The following is a 17,719-nucleotide window of genomic DNA, read 5'->3' on the forward strand; positions in this document are numbered from 1 at the left end:
TCGCTTTCCAAAATCAAGTTTTTTTTGGCCCCGTGCAGAACTGAGCCGCTTTACGCAAAGCGCGAATCTTCAGCTGCTCTTGTTCCAGGCAGCAATCTGGTTCTGCATATAGGTGCTGAGCGCCGAGATGGAGGACATCTGCGAGTCCAGTGCCGAGTATTGACGCGTCAGTTTGGCCTCCAGCGTCGTCGCTCCCGCGTTGATCTTGTCCTGGTCCTTTAGATTGCTCTTTTTGCGCAATTCGAGTGAGTCGGTCTTGCTGTTCAGCGTTCCGTCATAGGCCAGCAGCTCATCCGTGAATTTCTTCATGCTCACGGCAATGCCGCCACCGGTTCCATCGCTGGAAGACTTGGCTGCGAAAAGCGACTTGAGGGCGTCGGGTGAGTCCAGGGCCTTGTCCAGCTTTTCGGACTTGGTGATGCTCAAGGTGCCATCCTTGTACTCGATACCGATATCCGCCAGGCGCTTGAGATCGCCCGTGGCATTGCTGGCCGAGCCGCTGAGCAGGGAGCGCAGGCTGCTTTGCAGACTGATCGTGGCTGAATCGCCCTGGAACAGTCCCGATGGATCGTTTTCGTCGGTCGAGGATGTCTGTTTGCCGCTCTCGTCCCGCATGCCCTTGGTGGTCTTGGTCAACAAGTCGTTCAAGGCATTGAAAGCGTCTACAAAGTCCTGAATGTTCTTCTTGGTGGCGGTCTTGTCAGCCGTCACGGAGACGCGCGCAGGCTTGTCCACATTGGTCGCCTGATCGACGGTCACCTGGTTGACCGTGATCTTCAAGCCCGGCAGCACATTGTCGAAGTTGTCAGTGCTGGAGGCTTGCGTCACACCATTGATGGTGATCTTGGCATCCTGCGCCCCTTGGTTGGCAGGGATGGAGAAACTGCCCACGGCGGAGCCGCTATCCGTCACGCTGAATGCCGCATCTGCCCCCGTCGCCTTGGAGCGAAGCATCAATTGCTCGTTGCCTGCGCCATCACGCATCACCAGAGCCTGCATGCCGGAGGCCTTTTCATTGATTTTCGCGGCCAGCGTGGTCAGCGTGTCGCTGCTGGTGTAGTCGACATTCACCGGTACGCCAGTCTTGGTGTTCTGGATGCTCAACGTGCCTGCCGCACCCATCTTCTGATCCACGGCACGCGCAGCGTTCACCGATGTCTGCGATCGAGCGAGCTGGGTCACCGACACGTCATACGTCGCCGCGCTGGTAATGCCCGACACCGTCATCGACACTGCGGAGTTGCTGGAGTTGATGGTCATCGAATTCCAGCCGCTATCGCGCGTGAGCTTGGCATTCGCATCGGCCAGCGTGCTCGACAGCGACTTGATCTGAGCATAGGTCGAAATCTGGGTCTGGATGGTCTGCTGTTTGACCTGCAGTCCTGCCAAAGGCTGCTTTTGCAGAGACACCATCTTGCTGATGATGTCCGAGACATTCAGGCCACTGCCAATACCCACAGAGGAAACTGCCATTTTCTACTCCTTGCGGCCGTGGACTCCCGCAGTCCATGCCTATCACTGCCGCCCATTCTGGGGCAAGAAGAAAAAATCAAAAGCATGAAAAGCAGCATGAGGCCTTGTCTATCGCGGCTTTGGACTCGGGCCTCACAGCTTTTCCCGCCTCTTTCTCGGCTTTTTGGATGAGAACTTGAGTGCTTTTTACAGGCGCATGCAAAAAAGGCGGTCTCGCATTTGCAAGACCGCCATCAAAAAGCAAACTTTCACTAGAGCTTGCCTGCGATGCCTCTCATCGAGACGACGCAGGCAGCTACCGTCATCAGCGCAGCAGGCTCAGGACCTGCTGGGGCAGCTGGTTGGCCTGGGCCACCATCGCCGTGCCGGCCTGCTGCAGGATCTGCGTGCGGCTCAGGTTGGCGGTTTCCTTGGCGAAGTCGGCATCGGTGATGCGGCCGCGGGCTGCAGTGATGTTCTCGCTCTGGATGTCGATGTTCTCAACCGATTTCTCGAACCGGGTCTGGATGGCACCCAGGTCACCTCGGGAAGAGTTCACCTTGTCAATGGCCTTGTCGATACGCTGCAGAGCTTCCCAGGCACCAGATTGAGTGCTGATGTCCACCTGGTCAATGCCCTTGCCGCCGCCCGCGGTGGCGGCACCGGCCGTAACGTCCACTGCTGCGATGCTGCTGCCCGTGTCAATCTTGACGTTGGCAATATCGTCGCCATTGGCCTGATTTTCGGTGGCGCGCAGCTCGATCTTGGTCTTGTCGTCGCTCAGGAAGGCTGTCACGCCGGTGTCGGCCGTCTTGGAGTTGATGGCCGCCACCACCTTGCCCAGGGCTTCGTCCTCGGTCACATTGGCATCCTTGGCAATCTTGACCGAAGTCTCGGTGCCATTGGAGCCCGTGATCTTGATTGTCACATCGCCAGCCGAGATCGATGCCTGTGCCTGTGTCTTGACCGTTGCCGCAGTGACATCCGCTGCCTTGCCGTAGGTCGAGTTGCCGAGCTCATCGACCTTGGTATTGGCCAGAGCGCCCACGGTGATGTTGTCGCCGGAGTTGGCGCCCACCTGGAAAACTGCACCGGTGAAGCCACCGTCGAGCAGCTTGGCACCGTTGAAGCTGGTGGTCTTGGCCACGCGGTCCACTTCATCACGCAGCTGGGACAGTTCGGACTGCAGGGCTTCGCGGTCACTCTTGCTGTTGGTGGCATTGCCCGACTGCACAGCCAGTTCGCGCATGCGTTGCAGCATGTCGCCGACCTTGCCCAGCGCGCCTTCAGCTGTCTGGGCCAGGGAAATACCGTCATTGGCGTTGCGCGATGCCACGGACAGGCCGCGCACCTGGGTGCTCATGCGCTCGGCAATGGCCAGGCCGGCGGCGTCGTCCTTGGCGCTGTTGACACGCAGGCCCGAAGACAGGCGTTGCATGGAGGTCGCCAGCGAGTTGCCAGACAGCCCCAGATTGCGTTGTGCATTGATGGACACAACATTGGTGTTAATGGTCATTGCCATTTGAGTTTCCCCTTTTTCTAACGCTCACTCGGTGATATGGAATCCGATGGTTGGGAGCACACGAAAAACATGCGCATTTCCATCGACTCCTTTTTTTCAGGCAGTCTGGCTACCCGTTCTTGCCAAAGCCCTGCACTGAAGCTGGGGAGTTGCAGTGCAGGGCCTTGTGTTCATGTCAGGCCTCGCTGTAAGAGCGCATCGTCAAGGCCTGACTTCATTACTTCAGCAGGCTCAGCACTTGCTGAGGCAGCTGGTTGGCCTGGGCCACCATGGCCGTGCCTGCTTGCTGCAGAATCTGTGTGCGGCTCAGGTTGGCGGTTTCCTTGGCAAAGTCTGCATCAGTGATGCGGCCACGCGCTGCCGAGAGGTTCTCGCTCTGGATGTCGATGTTCTCGATCGACTTCTCGAAGCGAGTCTGGATGGCGCCCAGATCGGCACGGGCAGAGTTCACCTTGTCGATGGCCTGATCGATACGCTGCAAGGCTTCCCAGGCACCGGATTGGGTGCTGATGTTTACTTTGTCAATTCCCTTGCCGCCAGCTTCGGTGAAGCTTGCCGCGTCCACCGAGGCAATGCTGCTGCTGATCGAAATATTGGAGAGCGCATCGCCATTGGCGGGGTTTTCGGTCGCACGCAGCTCGATCTTGGTCTTGTCGTCGCTCAGGAAAGCTGTCACGCCTGTGTCTGCAGTCCGAGTATTGATGGCTGCGATCACCTTGCCCAGGGCCTCGTCCTCGGTCACGTTGGCATCCTTGGCAATCGTGACGTCGGCTGCTGCCTTGCCATTGGCGCCGGTGATCGTGATCGTCACATCGCCAGCCGAAATCGCCGCCTGCGCTTCAGATTTGACCGTTGCTGCGACCAACCCACCCGTCACTTCGCCATAAGCAGACTTGCCCAGCTCATCCACCTTGGTATTAGCCAAAGCTCCCACCGTGATGTTGTCGCCCGAGTTCGCACCCACCTGGAACACACCACCGGTGAAGCTGCCGTCCAGCACCTTCTGACCGTTGAAGGTGGTGGTCTTGGCCACGCGATCCACTTCGTCACGCAGTTGCGAGAGTTCGGCCTGCAGGGCTTCGCGGTCAGACTTGCTATTGGTGGCATTGCCCGACTGCACGGCCAGTTCACGCATGCGTTGCAGCATGTCGCCGACCTTGCCCAAGGCACCTTCTGCCGTCTGGGCCAGAGAAATCCCATCGTTGGCATTGCGAGAAGCCACGGACAGGCCACGCACCTGGGTGCTCATGCGCTCGGCAATGGCCAGGCCGGCCGCATCATCCTTGGCGCTGTTGACACGCAGGCCCGAGGACAGGCGTTGCATGGAGGTCGCCAGCGAGCTGCCCGACAGGCCCAGGTTGCGCTGGGCATTGATCGAAACAACGTTGGTGTTGATGGTCATGGCCATGATGGAATTCCTTTATGCAGACGGTATTGATGAATGGTTTGCTTGGTTGCCGGAGCCTTGCATTGCGGGCCTCTTTGGGCTTTGCTTGCCGCTTTTGCGGCTTGCCTGCTCCGTACAATGCAGTTATCGGGCTGTATTTTTTTTTCTTTAGCGTTTTTTCATCTCGCCCGCAGCAAGTCGCCCAAGGGCTTGCTGCGCCGGGCAGATTCTTTACAAAAGCCTCCGTATCAACAGCAGCATGCTGAACAGGCTTTTGGGCGTGAGTCCGCTTCATGGCTGAGAACCAGCCGGTGATGCCGGGGGCTTGGGAAAGCAGCAAGAAGGCGGGCAATTGGCGCTTTATTCGGTCGTATGCAGGTCAGCGGTTCATAGAAAAATCCTCTCATCGCTAGGTTTGCCAATCGCTTAACCAATGTCTTTGGTCACTGCAGCGATGCTCCAAGCCCTAATTCCGGAGGTTTCTAGACATGGCTGCTACCATCAACACCAACATCATCTCGATCAACGCCCAGCGCAATCTAGCCCTCTCAGGCACGTCGCTGGCGACCTCCATGCAACGCCTGTCCTCGGGCCTGCGTGTCAACAGCGCCAAGGATGACGCAGCCGGCCTGGCCATTGCCGAACGCATGAATACACAGGTGCGCGGCCTGCAGGTTGCATCGCGCAATGCCAACGACGGAATTTCCCTGGCCCAGACGGCCGAAGGTGCGTTGGGCAAGGTCGGCGACATGCTGCAGCGTATGCGCGAGTTGGCCGTGCAAGCCGGCAATGCCACCAACAGCAAGAGCGACCGCGAAGCGCTGCAGGCCGAAGTCAAGCAGCTGTCCTCCGAAATCGATCGTGTTGCCAAGCAGACCAATTTCAACGGCCAGAAGCTGCTGGAGGGCAGCTTTGCGGGTGCGGTGTTCCAGGTGGGCGCCAACTCTGGCGACAACATCACGCTGGGCGCTTTGGCAGATACACGGTCCTCGCAGCTGTCCTCGGTGTCCTATGGACAGTCGACAGTCTCCCCCGTTGCGACTGCCCAGCCCATTGCTGCAGGCCAGCCCCTTGCCGATTTCAGCACCGCTGCCGCCGATGTGACCATCACCGTTGGTGGTGGCTCTGCGATCAACCTGGGGCCACTGGCCGCAGCAGGCAGTCCCCAGGAGCGCCTGGGACAGATCGTGGAAGCCATCAACAACAAAACCGGTGATACCGGCGTGACCGCCTACCTGACCAAGATTGATGGTTCCGAGAACTACCAGGTGGACATCCTGTCCAACAAGCTCGACGGCAGCGGCAACCCTGTGTCCGTGACTTTTGGGGGCGCCGACTTCAGCGCGCCAAGCGTGGGCCTCAACCCTGCGGCCAATCCAGCTGGCATCAGCTTGACCGGTGGCGCTGCCCCTGCTGCAGGTTCCGTCAGCAAAGCTCAGGGCATCGAAGACATTGATGTATCCACCCAGGCGGGTGCCTGGGTTGCCTTGCAGAAGATCGACAGCGCCGTAGACCAGATCAACAGCGCACGAGCCACGCTGGGCGCCATGCAGAGCCGCTTCGAGAACGCGGTCAACAATATCGACATCCAGTCGGAAAACCTCTCGGCCGCACGAGGACGCATCGTTGATGCAGACTTTGCCAAGGAAACCGCCAACCTGAGCCGCACACAGATCCTGCAGCAGGCCGGCACGGCCATGGTGGCCCAGGCCAACCAGATTCCCCAGCAAGTGCTGCAGCTGCTGCAAAAATAATGTCTCGGGGTGGTGCTTCGACGCCGCCCAAGCTCTCAACTTTTAAAAATAAGCTGTTATCGCTTGCCAGTCTTTGCTTTCAGATAGAAATCTATTTGAAAGCGAGGCATAGCAAGCAGTAGCAGCTATTTTTTTATCATTTCTCGCTGTTCGGTAATTGCACTACCGCTGATAACATCAGCTATCCGCCACACAGGCTCAAAGACGGAAATCCAGCGGTGGCATGCGCATGGCCATCGCCCCTTGTCGAAGGGGGAGTCTGGTATTTCATCATCTATCTGCATTAAAAATGAAAAATCTGACTATCATTAAAAATAATGATAATCCTCCTCCGCTGGTTTCCATATTGATGGCTACATATAATCATGCGCCATATATAGAGCAAGCACTAAAAAGTATTCTTGAGCAAAAAACAAGTTTTGATTTTGAGCTGGTTGTTTGCGACGATGCCTCGACCGACAAAACAGCGGACATCGTAAAAGAGTTTCAGAAAAAATATAAGAATCTTACATTGCTGGAGCAGCCGAGCAATAGTCGCGGTATCAACAATCATTTTGACGGCTACCAATACATCAGCAGTAAATATATTGCCTTCTGTGAAGGAGATGATTACTGGGTTTCGGATGCAAAACTGGAAAAGCAAATAAATTTCCTAGAAGAGAATCCAGATTTTTCTGTGTGTGTCCACAAAGTGGAAATGCAGTTCGAGAAAGCCACATCTAACCAAAAGCAATACGTTTACAAAGATTTAGCCTCCAGCGACGAAAGAATTCGAGAAGGTATTTTCTACGCCGATGAACTGATTTCCAACTACTTCCTACATACAAGTTCATTTGTTTTTCGATATAGATTCAGTGAAGGCCTTCCCAAGTGGTTTAGAAAGTGGATGACGTTTGATCATGCCATACTGATGCTGCACGCGGTCGAAGGAAAAACAAAATACTTTGATGAGGTGATGAGTGTCTGGCGAAGAAATGAAACCGGGTTCTCATGGCTGCAAAATGTAGACAAAGGCGCCTTCTTCCAAAAGGAAGGCCATGGCTGGATAAATATTTATCAGGAAATGGATAAATTTTTTGCAGGTAGATTTCATTATCAGATCCGAGAGAGGATTTTGCTTTCCATACGCAACATGGTGAGCAATCATCTTGAGACGGGCAACCTTCCTGCAGCTCAAATAATACTGGAAAAGTATGAGGAATGGTGCGGAAAATTCTTTAAGGATAATGCTCCAATATTCCGTGCCATGGAGCTGGCTTTTCCAGACGATAAAAATTACGCACCTCCATGGCAGACAATAAAGAACTCTCCGCCAAAAATTAAAAAAGTTGGCGGTATGAAAAAGCTGGATGTGGAAATTATTTCCGAGGTCGAAGACAGCATTTGGCAAAGCTGGACAAAGGATAAAGAGTTTTCGACATTCTCATCGTTCAATTCAGCTTTGATAAATTGGGCATACAACCAGAGAATAAAAACCTTATGGCTGCCAAGTACTATTGCTGCTACATTGATAGAGCAATTGAATGCATTGAAAATACCCTATTATATATATTGTGTTAATAGTGATTTCTCTCCAAATATAGATTTCATAGAGCAGGCAAAATCTGGCGACGCGATTCTGATTCAGTCCTGGCTGGGTCAACCACTCCCGGAAAATATAAATAATGCCATTGCAACGCATAAGAATATTTACTGGATCGAGGATCGCTCGCAAACGAGCACTCCATCTCATAATAATGAGGCGGATGTCACCATCTACACACCTGTCCAAGTGCTGGGCGTTCCAGATGGGTGCATATTAGTTGGAAATGGCTTATCCAGTTTGCAGGAAATTGCTCCTGAAACAATCATCGATGAAAATTCATGGATTGAGCAGCACCAGAAATTGCTGGTGCAACAATTAGATTGCAATTCTCAGGATTTTTCAGAAGTCCTTAGTCAGGCTATTGCTATCAAAAATCCCATGCCAGTGGGTGCCATGAGTTCCTTGAGCATGGCTATGCTCAAAAGAATTTCTGCTCCATCTGTTATTTCTCGAACGCAATGCAATTTCAACTTCTTGAATGAAAAGTTGGGAAATTATTCATTCCTCAAAGAAAATAAGAATATAAATTTTGCCCCAAATTTCTTTCCATTTGTACTGCCAGATCACATTCCTGCACCTTTTTTCATAACTGCATTGCATCATCACGGAATTTTGTGTGAGGCTGTTTCCAATCAGCTTAAGGAAGTCGGGGCATTGACTTTGTTGGTGAGCAAGATAGTTCTTCTGCCATGCAATCATCAACTAGATCAAGAAGATGTTGAACACATTTCCAATGAAGTATTGAAAATACTTGGTGGAAACTCAAGATTTGGAACTCCTGGGACACGACCAGCTTAGTTGATGAAAGAAAATCATGGCATTCCTCACGCAAGACCAGATAAATGATATCGGCTTTAAGTATGTAGGGAAAAATGTAAAAATAAGCGAGAAAGCCTCTATTTACAATCCCGATAGGATCCAGATTGGAGACAATTCCCGTATTGATGATTTTTGCATCATTTCCGGGACATTGATAATCGGGCGCAATGTACACATTGCGACTTTCTGCAATGTGGTTGGTGGGGAACCTGGAATCACGCTGGAAGATTTTTCGGGCCTTGCTTTCGGATGCCATGTTTTCACGCAAAGTGATAGTTATGCGGGCGATGCCTTGACCAACCCAACAGTTCCTCAGCGCTACAGAAAAGAAACTAAAAAACCAATCCTGATCAAGAAGCATTCGATTGTTGGAACCAACTCCATTATTTTCCCCGGTGTCATTCTGGCCGAAGGAACATCTGTGGGGGCCAATTCAATGGTTACAAAGTCCACAAAAGAATGGACTATCTATTTTGGTAATCCTGCAAAAATAATAAGATCAAGAAAGCAGGATGCACTAAGACTAGAAAAAGAATATCTTGAATCAGAAGAAAACAGATAGCTAGAAATGAACGCTAAAGTAATCGAGTTTATTGGGCCCAGCGGGATTGGTAAAACCACATTTTTCAATCATTTAAAAGGTGTAATTGACCCTGCTTGGTTGGGAATGGATGATGTCAGAGAAATCGCAAAGACTCAAAATGTCAGTGAACCTGATGACATTGTCAGAACGATAATTTATCGTAAGAGAGAGAATGTCGAGAAGCTCAATCGATCGGAATTTCAGAAAAAGTTCATTGGTGATTATTTTAATGAAATTATCACATTGGATCAGCTTGTTTCAAGCTCAAAGAATTTGAAGTTAATAAATGATGATGGCGTATTTCACAATTTTTCAAAAGAAATATTAAGCGCATCAAAAGAGAAATATAACGAAGTTCAGAAGCTTCTTCTTAACAGGAAAATTATTTACTTCACAGCATCTTCAGAAAAGATACTGGATAACCTAAAGGAGCGTCATCAGAAAACCCCCGGTGCTTCTAATGATTGGTATGGGTATACACAAAAAAACTCAATATCAATCCAAGAGATGATAGAAATTTCTGTGAATGAAAGTGAAGAGATTTACAATCTAGTTAAATCGATGGGTGCTGCAGTAATGCGCATCAATTTGGACGAGGACAATATGGAAAATATAGAGAAAGCCCAGAATTTTATCGATGAGCATCCATGCTCAGTTGACTTCATAACTAAAGAAGATTTTATTCGCACCGCTGAGCTTAATAACAGCAAGCATTGGAAGACTCAGCCTTTGGAAAACCGGTGGGAGTACCATGAAAAATCGATTCAAATACTGAAATCACTGCAGATCAGCAATCCCGATGAAGTGCTGGAAATTGGTACAGTGGGCATGCAGTTGCTACCAGGCAGCGAAACCATGGATATCGAGGGTTACTGGAACTATGAAGGGAAAAATCCAACGTATCTACACGATGCCAGAAAAACGCCATGGCCTCCTGAGAAGAAGTACAAAGCGATTGTGGCCTTGCGCGTTTTTCAGTATCTGGCCCCTTTTCAAGATATCGCATTCAATGAAGCCAAAAAACTAGGCGAGAATCTTATAATTGTCACTCCTAGAGGTAGGGAATATATTCCCAAAGGTATGGAGGAAACAAAAGGGATAACATATGAGGAATTCCTGAAATGGAATGATGGAAACCCTCCAGATTTCCACCAGGAAATGAAACTTGGTGATTTTTATTACTGGAATTTCAAGAAATAACAATGAGATGCATTGATTGCACCTGTTTCATGTGCGAAATCAATGCATCTTTAATGAAGCATCATTAAAAATGAAAATAAGCATAATGCAGCCGTATTTTTTTCCATACATTGGATATTATCAGCTGGCTTATTCAGTGGATGAATTTATTTTCTTTGATGATGTCAACTTCATAAAGAAGGGCTATATTAACAGGAACGAAATTCTCCTGAATAAAGAGCGTTTTAGGTTCAATCTACCTATTCATGGTATCAGCCAGTTTAAAAAGATAAACGAACACTTCTATATTGAGGATTTCAGGAAGTTCAAGAATCACCTCACATTGGCTTATAGGGATGCCCCATTCTTTATGCCAGTGATGAGTATGATTGAGGAAATTCTTCAGTCGGAGAAATTTAACGTTGCAGAGATAAATTCAAAAACGCTGATATATGTTTTTCAATATCTGAAGATTCCTCGCTTATTCTCCTTCTCATCCGATCTGGATATTTCTGACTCCTACAGCGGAGAAGATAGAATTATCGAGATCTGCAAATTGAAGAAATGTAGCAGCTATCACAATGCTGCAGGAGGCAGAAATTTATACAAGAAAGAAAGTTTCTCCAAGAATAATATAGATATTGGATTCATGAAGAATGAAACTGAGAATTACATGCAAGGTAATTCCAGATTTATTTTTGAAAAAAATCTTTCCATGCTTGATGTTCTTATGTGGTGTCCTCCACAGAAAATTGTGGAGTTGCTCAAGCAGTATAAAATTGAAAGCTAGAAAATTTCAGCTCTGGAACAAACCCTCGAATATCTTGATGACTCTATTCTTCTGCGACGAGTTCATTTCCAGGAAAAATGGCAGCCCAAGCAGGGTTTTGTCCAGCAACTGCGCGTGAGGAGCATCCAGGCATAGCGTATGGGGTGGATGCAATGCAGGCATATTGGATAGCAATGGCTGATACCAACGCCTCGTCATAATATTCGCTGACTTGCAGTTTTTTTCTAACTGATTACGCATTACCTGATCAGGAAGACGAGCACACAACAACGTGGGTGCCATCAAGGAGCCGCCAGTACCACTTTTTTGCCATGTTAAACGGTAGGCACTTGCTTTATCCAATTCCTGGATCATCTCAGCCTGCAAATCCCGGCGTTGTTTTGCTCGCTGCTCCCATTTTTGTAAAGACACCAGGCAAATGGCTGCATGGTATTCACTCATTTTGGCATTGGTGCCACATTGACTGAGTGCTCCTATAGGCAAACCAGCGGCCGGATTTAGATTGATTCCAAAATTTGAAAGTTGCCGTACATGCTCAGCCAGACCTGGCCGTGTAGAAACGACCACCCCACCTTCAACGGCAGGCAGGCTTTTGGTCGCATGCAGACTGAACACCAAAGTCCCCTTCTTGCCTTGCAACCATTGACTACCATACGCAGCAGCAGCATCGATGACAACAGGGATTCCGGTCTCTTTCTCAAACAGCTCCCACGCCCCCATATCATGCGGCATACCGAATGTTGCAACAGGCATCACGGCATCGATCCGCGTCTGGGCGCAGGCTGTCCGAGCTATTTCCGGGGTCAGCATCCATGTATCTGCATCCACGTCAGCCAGCACCGCCTGATACCCTGCTCGCAATACAGCTGTAGCTGTAGCAACAAAAGTAAAAGCCGGCACCAGAATACGTGCATCTTTGGGTAAATTCAAGGCTTGAAGCACCAGCTCCAGACCCAGAGTTGCATTTGCGACTGTCGTGATGAATTCATTACTCAGGTCAAACTTTTCAGAGAATCTAGTTTCTAGCTCCTTTACCAAGGGACCAAAATTCGTGTAACTTCTGGATGCATGTATACGTTCCCAGAATGGCAGTATTTCTTGAGGCTCAGGAATATCTGGAACCAACAAAGGCAGTACGTCTATCTTTTTATTATCATCCATTGTGCTCTCCAATTAGATAAAATTCTCTATTTTTTCATTCACATGAAGAAATTCTTTTTTATCATTAATGAAGTTGATCCACATTAGACGATATGCTTTCTCCAACCCTTTAACCATTCTAGGGAAATTCATTAAGAAACTATTCCTTAATAACTCCCTCGCTTCATGACGCTGCCGTTGCATTCTCGAAGGATCATCTATTATTTTTAAGACGCAATCTATGTAGTCGTCCTCATTCTCTGCAATTTCACCGCCAAGCTTCAAGCTGCGCAAGGCGCGACTGGTCGTTGCACCAATATCTTCTTTTACATCCAAGGCAACAATTAATAGCCCCATCCATAAAGCATGCAGGGTGGTGGTGCCCCCGGAAACAGGCGAAGTATCCAGTGCTATATCCGCGATGTGACCAAGCTCCATGAACCTGTCCAACGGCTGCTGGTGCAGCACCGAAACGCGATCCAGCGGTAAATTTGCGGCTTCTACTCTGGGCTGCATATGTGCTTGTGCGGCCTCTGGATTTTCCTCTTTTACCATAATGATCAGGCGAATATCTGTTCTTTTATGCAGAATACGTGCCCACAGGCGAAGCATTTCATCGGTTATCTTTGAGGAGTTATTCAGAGATATTAAGGTGGGATACCCGTTTCGAAGCATGGGAGGCTCTTCACATAACGGGGCATAAAATGGTGGTGTATAGCAAAATGGGAAATCTAGACGAAACAATGTCTCGAAATAATTTTTCTCAACACTTGCGGGGCCTCCCAAGCGGTAATCCATGGCCTTCATCCCCAGCGTCTGCATATAGCCCAGCCAGGTCACCTGCACGGGGGCGGCACGGCGCGCGAAAACGCCCAGGCGGTGGCCCTGTGTATATCCGGACAAGTCCACGAGCACGTCGATTTCGTCCTGACGGATTCTTTCGCACAGCGCTTCATCGTCCATCTCCATCACATCCAGCCAATGCGGCACCAGGGAGCGCATGTGTTCAGTGGTGCTGTCGCTGGGGCCATTGGAGTAGACATGCACCTCGACGTTGTCCGGATTGTGGTGGGCCAGCACGGGCTGCATGAAAAAGGCCACCGAGTGCTGGCGGAAGTCCGCCGTTACGTAACCTACCCTGAGCTTCTTGCGCGGGCTGCGGTCTGCCACCTTCAAGGGTTTGGCCTTGCGCGTCAGCGGATCGGCAAAGCGCCTGCCCCAGTCGCGTGCCGCTTGCAGTGCCAGCATGGGGTCACGACTGGTGTGTGCGTGGATGTAGGCGCGCATCATCCATTGCGGGCCAAGATTGCCTTTCTTGGCAACCTTGTCTATCAGGTCACAGGCTTCCTGCTTGCGTCCCGTGCTGAACAGGGCCATGGCCATCAGATGCTCGGCCTGGACTTCCCTGGGATCAAGCTCCAGCACCGTCTGCAGCGCCTCGATCGCAGGCTTCCAGTCCGACATGCGCGTGTAGGCCAGGCCGATCAGCAGCCACAGTTTCGGATTGCGAACGTCCTGCGCCACCTGCTGCATCAAGGCGGTGAGCGCAGGCACAAACTGATTGGTCTTGATCAGCTGATGGATCTCTTCAAGCTCCGATGGCGTGGCTTGCTGCGGTGTTGAGTTCGCGGTGGTGGAGGGGGAAGACATTGGTACCCAGAGAAATGCAAAAAGTGCACTGGCATGCTGTGCGTAGAGAGCCCGATATGGTGCCACCTCAATATACCTGTCGCACTCTTGGTCATCGGCGAGTTAAGACCCCCAATAGCAGCCCATGAACAGGTACGTCTTTACCTTTCAATTCGGCTGCCGCCCTACAAAAGAGCCTGAAGCTGCCGATCTAGAGAGCAATCACCCGGCTTTTTTCCGTTAACAATCACGGCCCGCCCCCTCACAATCACTTCCCATGCTTGTTCTCATCGGTTATATCGTCGCCTTCGGCTGCATCTTCGGCATGTATGTGCTGCACGGCGGCAGCGTGGGCGTTCTTGTCAAGGCGCTGCCGTTCGAGATGGTGACCATTGGCGGTGGCGCCCTGGGCGCATTCATCGTCAGCAACCAGCCCAAGGTGCTCAAGGCCACAGCCAAGGCGATCCCTTCGGCGCTCAAGCCCTCGCGCTACAACAAGGCGCGCTATATGGAAGTGATGGCGCTCCTGTACGAGCTGCTGCAGAAGGCGCGCAAGGAAGGCCTGATGTCGATCGAGTCCGATGTGGAAGATCCGCAGTCCTCGACGGTGTTCCAGAACTATCCGCAGCTGATGGCCGACCACCATGTCGTCGAGTTCCTGACCGACTATCTGCGCATGATGGTCTCGGGCAATCTCAACTCGCATGAGATCGAGGCGCTGATGGACAGTGAAATCGAAGCCCATCATGCCGAGGCCCATGCCCCGGTGATGGCACTGAATCGTCTGGCGGGCGCCCTGCCGGCCTTCGGCATTATTGCGGCCGTGCTGGGTGTGGTGAACACCATGGCTTTCGTGGGGCAGCCCCCGGCGGTGCTGGGCGGCATGATTGCCTCGGCGCTGGTGGGTACCTTCCTCGGGATCTTGCTGGCCTATGCGCTGGTGGAGCCCATGGCCGCGCTGCTGGAGCAGCGTGCGCAGGATGCGGCCAAGGAGTTCGAGTGCATCAAGGCGACGTTGCTGGCCAGCATGCAGGGCTACAACCCGGGCACGGCCATCGAGTTCGGCCGCAAGGTGCTGTTCTCCACCGAGCGCCCAGGCTTTCTGGAGCTGGAGTCGCACGTCAAGGGTAAGAAGTGATGAGTGCCCGCTCTCGCCAGTATGTTGTGATGGAGCGCTGCCATGGCTGACAAGAAACTGCAGCCCATCATCATCAAGCGTGTCAAGAAGACCGCCCATGCCCACCATGGTGGCGCCTGGAAGATTGCCTATGCCGACTTTGTGACGGCGATGATGGCCTTCTTCTTGCTGATGTGGCTGCTGGGTTCGACCGCTCAGGGCGAGTTGCAGGGGATTGCCGCGTATTTCAATTCGCCGCTGAAGGTGGCGATGTCGGGTGGCAGCGGTGCGGGCAACAGCTCCAGCATCGTGCCAGGCGGCGGCAACGACCTCTCCAAGGTGCACGGCCAGGTGCGTCGTTCCGAGTCCGAGGACAATGCCAACCGCCGCTCCAGCCAGACCATGGGAAGGGCCGATGAGTCCGCGCGCGACGCGCAGCGTCTGCATGCGCTCAAGGCCAAGGTGGACACCATGATTGCCAACAATGCGCGCCTGAACGAGTTTCGCTCGCAGATTCGCACGGAGATCACGCATGACGGCCTGATGATTCAGATCGTCGATGACCAGAACCGCCCCATGTTCGACAGCGGCAGTGCCGTGGTCAAGCCCTACATGCGCGATATCCTGCGCGAGATCGGTGCGGCCATGGGCAATGCAGAAAATCGCATCAGTCTCTCGGGTCACACCGATGCCGCGCCCTACGGCAATGCCGATCGCGGCTACAGCAACTGGGAGCTGTCGGCCGACCGCGCCAATGCATCGCGCCGCGAACTCGTGGCTGCCGGCATGCCGCTGGATAAGCTGGCGCGCGTGGTGGGCATGTCAAGCAGCGACCTGCTGCTGCCCGAGGAGCCGCGCGCGGCGCAGAACCGTCGCATCACGATTACCGTGCTGACCAAGGAGGCCGAGCGCCGTGTGCTGGGCAACGACAAGGAGCGCAGCATGGAGCGCGTGGCCAGTGCCGAAGAGGCAGCCAGCACGATCAACCAACCCAAGGCCCGGCGCGCAGTACCCAGCGCTGTCGACAAGCAGTCTCTGGATGCCAAGGAAGAGTTTGTTGTAACAAACCCTGAAGTTGCTACAGAGGCTGTCGAAAAGCCTGACAATGCACGTCCAACGCCATGAGGTTGACAAATTGTTACCATCACGGCGTGAAAACTTGTTCCCACGCACCTATTCCGACCGAAAGGGCCTCTCGTGGCTAATGCCCTGCGATTTTTGATTGTTGACGACTTCTCCACCATGCGCCGCATCGTGCGCAATCTGCTCAAGGAGAGTGGCTTTGCCGATGCCGATGAGGCCGAAGATGGTGTGGTGGCCATTACCAAGCTGCGTGCTAGCAAGTTCGACTTTGTGGTGACCGACATCAACATGCCGAACATGAACGGCTTTCAGCTGCTCACCGAGATCAAGCAGGATGAAAAGCTCAAGCATCTGCCGGTGCTGATGGTGACCGCCGAAGCCCGCAAGGAAGATATCGTGGCTGCCGCCCAGGGCGGCGCTGCCGGCTATATCGTCAAGCCCTTCACCAAGGCCACGCTGGAAGAGAAGGTCAACCTCATCATCAAGAAACTAGACCTCTGAGCCATGAGTAGCGACCAGGCTTCCGCCAACGTCCACTACAAGATTGGCGTGCTCACGCGCCAGTTGCATAACTCGCTCAACGAGTTGGGCTATGCGGATCGTTTGCGCGGCAGTGCAGGGGAGCTGCCCGATGCGCAAAGCCGCCTGTCCTATATCGCCCGCCTGACGGGCGAAGCTGCCAACAAGGTGCTGGGCCAGGTCGAGGTGACGCAGAACCGCCAGGATGCGCTGGCCGAGCGTACCCGTGCCATGCGTGCAGAACTCATCAAGGATCCCGTGGCCGCAGTAGCCAAGGGGCGTGTGATGAACTATCTGCAGGAGGTGGAAGAGGGTACGGAGCAGACCAATAGCCATCTGACCGAGATCATGATGGCGCAGGACTTTCACGATCTCACCGGCCAGGTGATCGCGCGTGTGGTGGCCCTGGCGGCCGATCTGGAGTCGCAGCTGCTGGAGTTGCTGATCCAGACCTCGCCGGATGTTGCGCAGGCACCTGTCCTGGCGCCTGTGGAAGCCTTGCAGCCCAAGCTGGCAGGTCCGGTGGTGGATCCGGAAAAGACGGCAGACGTGGTGACCTCGCAGTCCCAGGTGGATGATCTGCTGGCCAGTCTTGGCTTTTAAAAATATTGCTGCCTGCGCTTTGCAGATAAGCACTTGAGCCCGAGAAGCCTGATCTTTTGAATGGATCGGGCTTTTTTATTGGGCGCTGCCAGGCGGGCAGGGCGCAAAAAGCCCGCATGTCACTACAACATGCGGGCAAGCCTTGGAGGGCAATCTGCCTTTTGAGCGATGTGCGGCGTCGCGCCGATCACACCTGCATATTCATCACATCGGAGTAGGCCTGCACCAGGCGGTTGCGCACATGCAGCGTGGCCTGAAAGCCGATCTGCGACTTTTGCATGGCCACCATGGTCTGCTCCAGGCTGACCGCGGGGTTTTCCAGCTGTACTTCGCGCTGCAGCTGGCTGGAATGGTTTTGAGCCGAGCTCACCGATTGCAGTGCATTTTGCAAAGCCTGGCCAAAGCCGCCGGCCACGGGCGCGGTGCCGGCGCTGCCGACCTTGGTGAGCTGGTTGCCCAGTTGGGCGGGATTGATTGCTGGGATCTTCAGGTCCATATCTTTATCCAACAGGCTTGGTGAGTTGGAGGTGATCGTAGGTTTTTCGCTTGATCGCAGA

The 17,719-nt window shown here is 52.5% G+C and carries 16 protein-coding genes; 10 read left to right on the forward strand and 6 right to left on the reverse strand.

Annotated elements, in window-relative coordinates; translation table 11 throughout:
- Positions 1–69: 69 nt before the first annotated feature.
- From fliD to O987_RS02295, 3 genes are all read right to left on the reverse strand, one after another.
- On the reverse strand, positions 70–1,473 hold the full coding sequence (fliD, locus tag O987_RS02285) for a flagellar filament capping protein FliD (protein WP_043370699.1): 1,404 nt from the start codon (positions 1,471–1,473) through the stop codon (positions 70–72).
- A gap of 304 nt (positions 1,474–1,777) precedes the next feature.
- The gene (locus tag O987_RS02290; RefSeq protein WP_043370700.1) at positions 1,778–2,974 is read right to left on the reverse strand and encodes a flagellin; all 1,197 of its coding nucleotides are present in this window, start codon (positions 2,972–2,974) and stop codon (positions 1,778–1,780) included.
- A gap of 217 nt (positions 2,975–3,191) precedes the next feature.
- Positions 3,192–4,382: a flagellin gene (locus tag O987_RS02295; RefSeq protein ID WP_043370701.1), complete on the reverse strand. Its 1,191-nt coding sequence runs from the start codon at positions 4,380–4,382 to the stop codon at positions 3,192–3,194.
- Between the two features lie 14 nt (positions 4,383–4,396).
- On the opposite strand from O987_RS02295, the gene O987_RS28595 reads away from it, so the two are divergent.
- The 6 genes from O987_RS28595 to O987_RS02325 all read left to right on the forward strand — a co-directional run bounded on the left by O987_RS28595 (position 4,397) and on the right by O987_RS02325 (position 11,071).
- Positions 4,397–4,627 carry a hypothetical protein gene (locus tag O987_RS28595; protein ID WP_144244882.1) on the forward strand — a complete coding sequence of 77 codons (231 nt, stop codon included), beginning with the start codon at positions 4,397–4,399 and terminating at the stop codon, positions 4,625–4,627.
- Between the two features lie 222 nt (positions 4,628–4,849).
- Positions 4,850–6,115, forward strand: coding sequence for a flagellin (locus O987_RS02300; RefSeq protein WP_043370703.1), 1,266 nt, complete (start codon positions 4,850–4,852; stop codon positions 6,113–6,115).
- A gap of 229 nt (positions 6,116–6,344) precedes the next feature.
- On the forward strand, positions 6,345–8,498 hold the full coding sequence (locus O987_RS27685; RefSeq protein ID WP_158407662.1) for a glycosyltransferase family 2 protein: 2,154 nt from the start codon (positions 6,345–6,347) through the stop codon (positions 8,496–8,498).
- A gap of 16 nt (positions 8,499–8,514) precedes the next feature.
- Positions 8,515–9,081: an acyltransferase gene (locus O987_RS27690; RefSeq protein WP_080731430.1), complete on the forward strand. Its 567-nt coding sequence runs from the start codon at positions 8,515–8,517 to the stop codon at positions 9,079–9,081.
- A 6-nt stretch (positions 9,082–9,087) separates the two neighbouring features.
- Complete coding sequence (locus O987_RS02320) at positions 9,088–10,302, forward strand: hypothetical protein (protein WP_043370709.1); 1,215 nt, start codon at positions 9,088–9,090, stop codon at positions 10,300–10,302.
- 70 nt (positions 10,303–10,372) lie between these two features.
- Positions 10,373–11,071 (forward strand): WbqC family protein, encoded by a 699-nt coding sequence (locus tag O987_RS02325; protein ID WP_043370711.1) that lies wholly within the window; start codon positions 10,373–10,375, stop codon positions 11,069–11,071.
- 6 nt (positions 11,072–11,077) lie between these two features.
- Here O987_RS02325 and O987_RS02330 read toward each other — a convergent pair whose 3' ends face one another.
- Together O987_RS02330 and O987_RS02335 are read right to left on the reverse strand one after the other, a co-directional pair.
- Positions 11,078–12,232, reverse strand: a complete 1,155-nt coding sequence (locus tag O987_RS02330; protein WP_043376026.1) for a DegT/DnrJ/EryC1/StrS family aminotransferase — start codon at positions 12,230–12,232, stop codon at positions 11,078–11,080.
- Positions 12,233–12,244: 12 nt separating this feature from the next.
- Positions 12,245–13,861, reverse strand: coding sequence for a glycosyltransferase (locus O987_RS02335; RefSeq protein WP_043370712.1), 1,617 nt, complete (start codon positions 13,859–13,861; stop codon positions 12,245–12,247).
- Positions 13,862–14,117: 256 nt separating this feature from the next.
- On the opposite strand from O987_RS02335, the gene motA reads away from it, so the two are divergent.
- From motA to O987_RS02355, 4 genes are all read left to right on the forward strand, one after another.
- Positions 14,118–14,978, forward strand: a complete 861-nt coding sequence (motA, locus tag O987_RS02340; protein WP_003059167.1) for a flagellar motor stator protein MotA — start codon at positions 14,118–14,120, stop codon at positions 14,976–14,978.
- Positions 14,979–15,020: 42 nt separating this feature from the next.
- Positions 15,021–16,082 (forward strand): flagellar motor protein MotB, encoded by a 1,062-nt coding sequence (motB, locus tag O987_RS02345; protein ID WP_043370714.1) that lies wholly within the window; start codon positions 15,021–15,023, stop codon positions 16,080–16,082.
- Positions 16,083–16,154: 72 nt separating this feature from the next.
- Positions 16,155–16,541 carry a chemotaxis response regulator CheY gene (gene cheY, locus O987_RS02350; protein WP_003059161.1) on the forward strand — a complete coding sequence of 129 codons (387 nt, stop codon included), beginning with the start codon at positions 16,155–16,157 and terminating at the stop codon, positions 16,539–16,541.
- Positions 16,542–16,544: 3 nt separating this feature from the next.
- Positions 16,545–17,162 carry a protein phosphatase CheZ gene (locus tag O987_RS02355; RefSeq protein ID WP_003059158.1) on the forward strand — a complete coding sequence of 206 codons (618 nt, stop codon included), beginning with the start codon at positions 16,545–16,547 and terminating at the stop codon, positions 17,160–17,162.
- Between the two features lie 187 nt (positions 17,163–17,349).
- Here the strand turns inward: O987_RS02355 and fliE are convergent, their stop codons facing one another.
- Positions 17,350–17,658, reverse strand: coding sequence for a flagellar hook-basal body complex protein FliE (gene fliE, locus O987_RS02360; protein ID WP_003059156.1), 309 nt, complete (start codon positions 17,656–17,658; stop codon positions 17,350–17,352).
- Positions 17,659–17,719 lie beyond the last annotated feature (61 nt).

The sequence above is a fragment of the Comamonas testosteroni TK102 genome (assembly GCF_000739375.1).
Lineage (GTDB): Bacteria > Pseudomonadota > Gammaproteobacteria > Burkholderiales > Burkholderiaceae_C > Comamonas > Comamonas brasiliensis.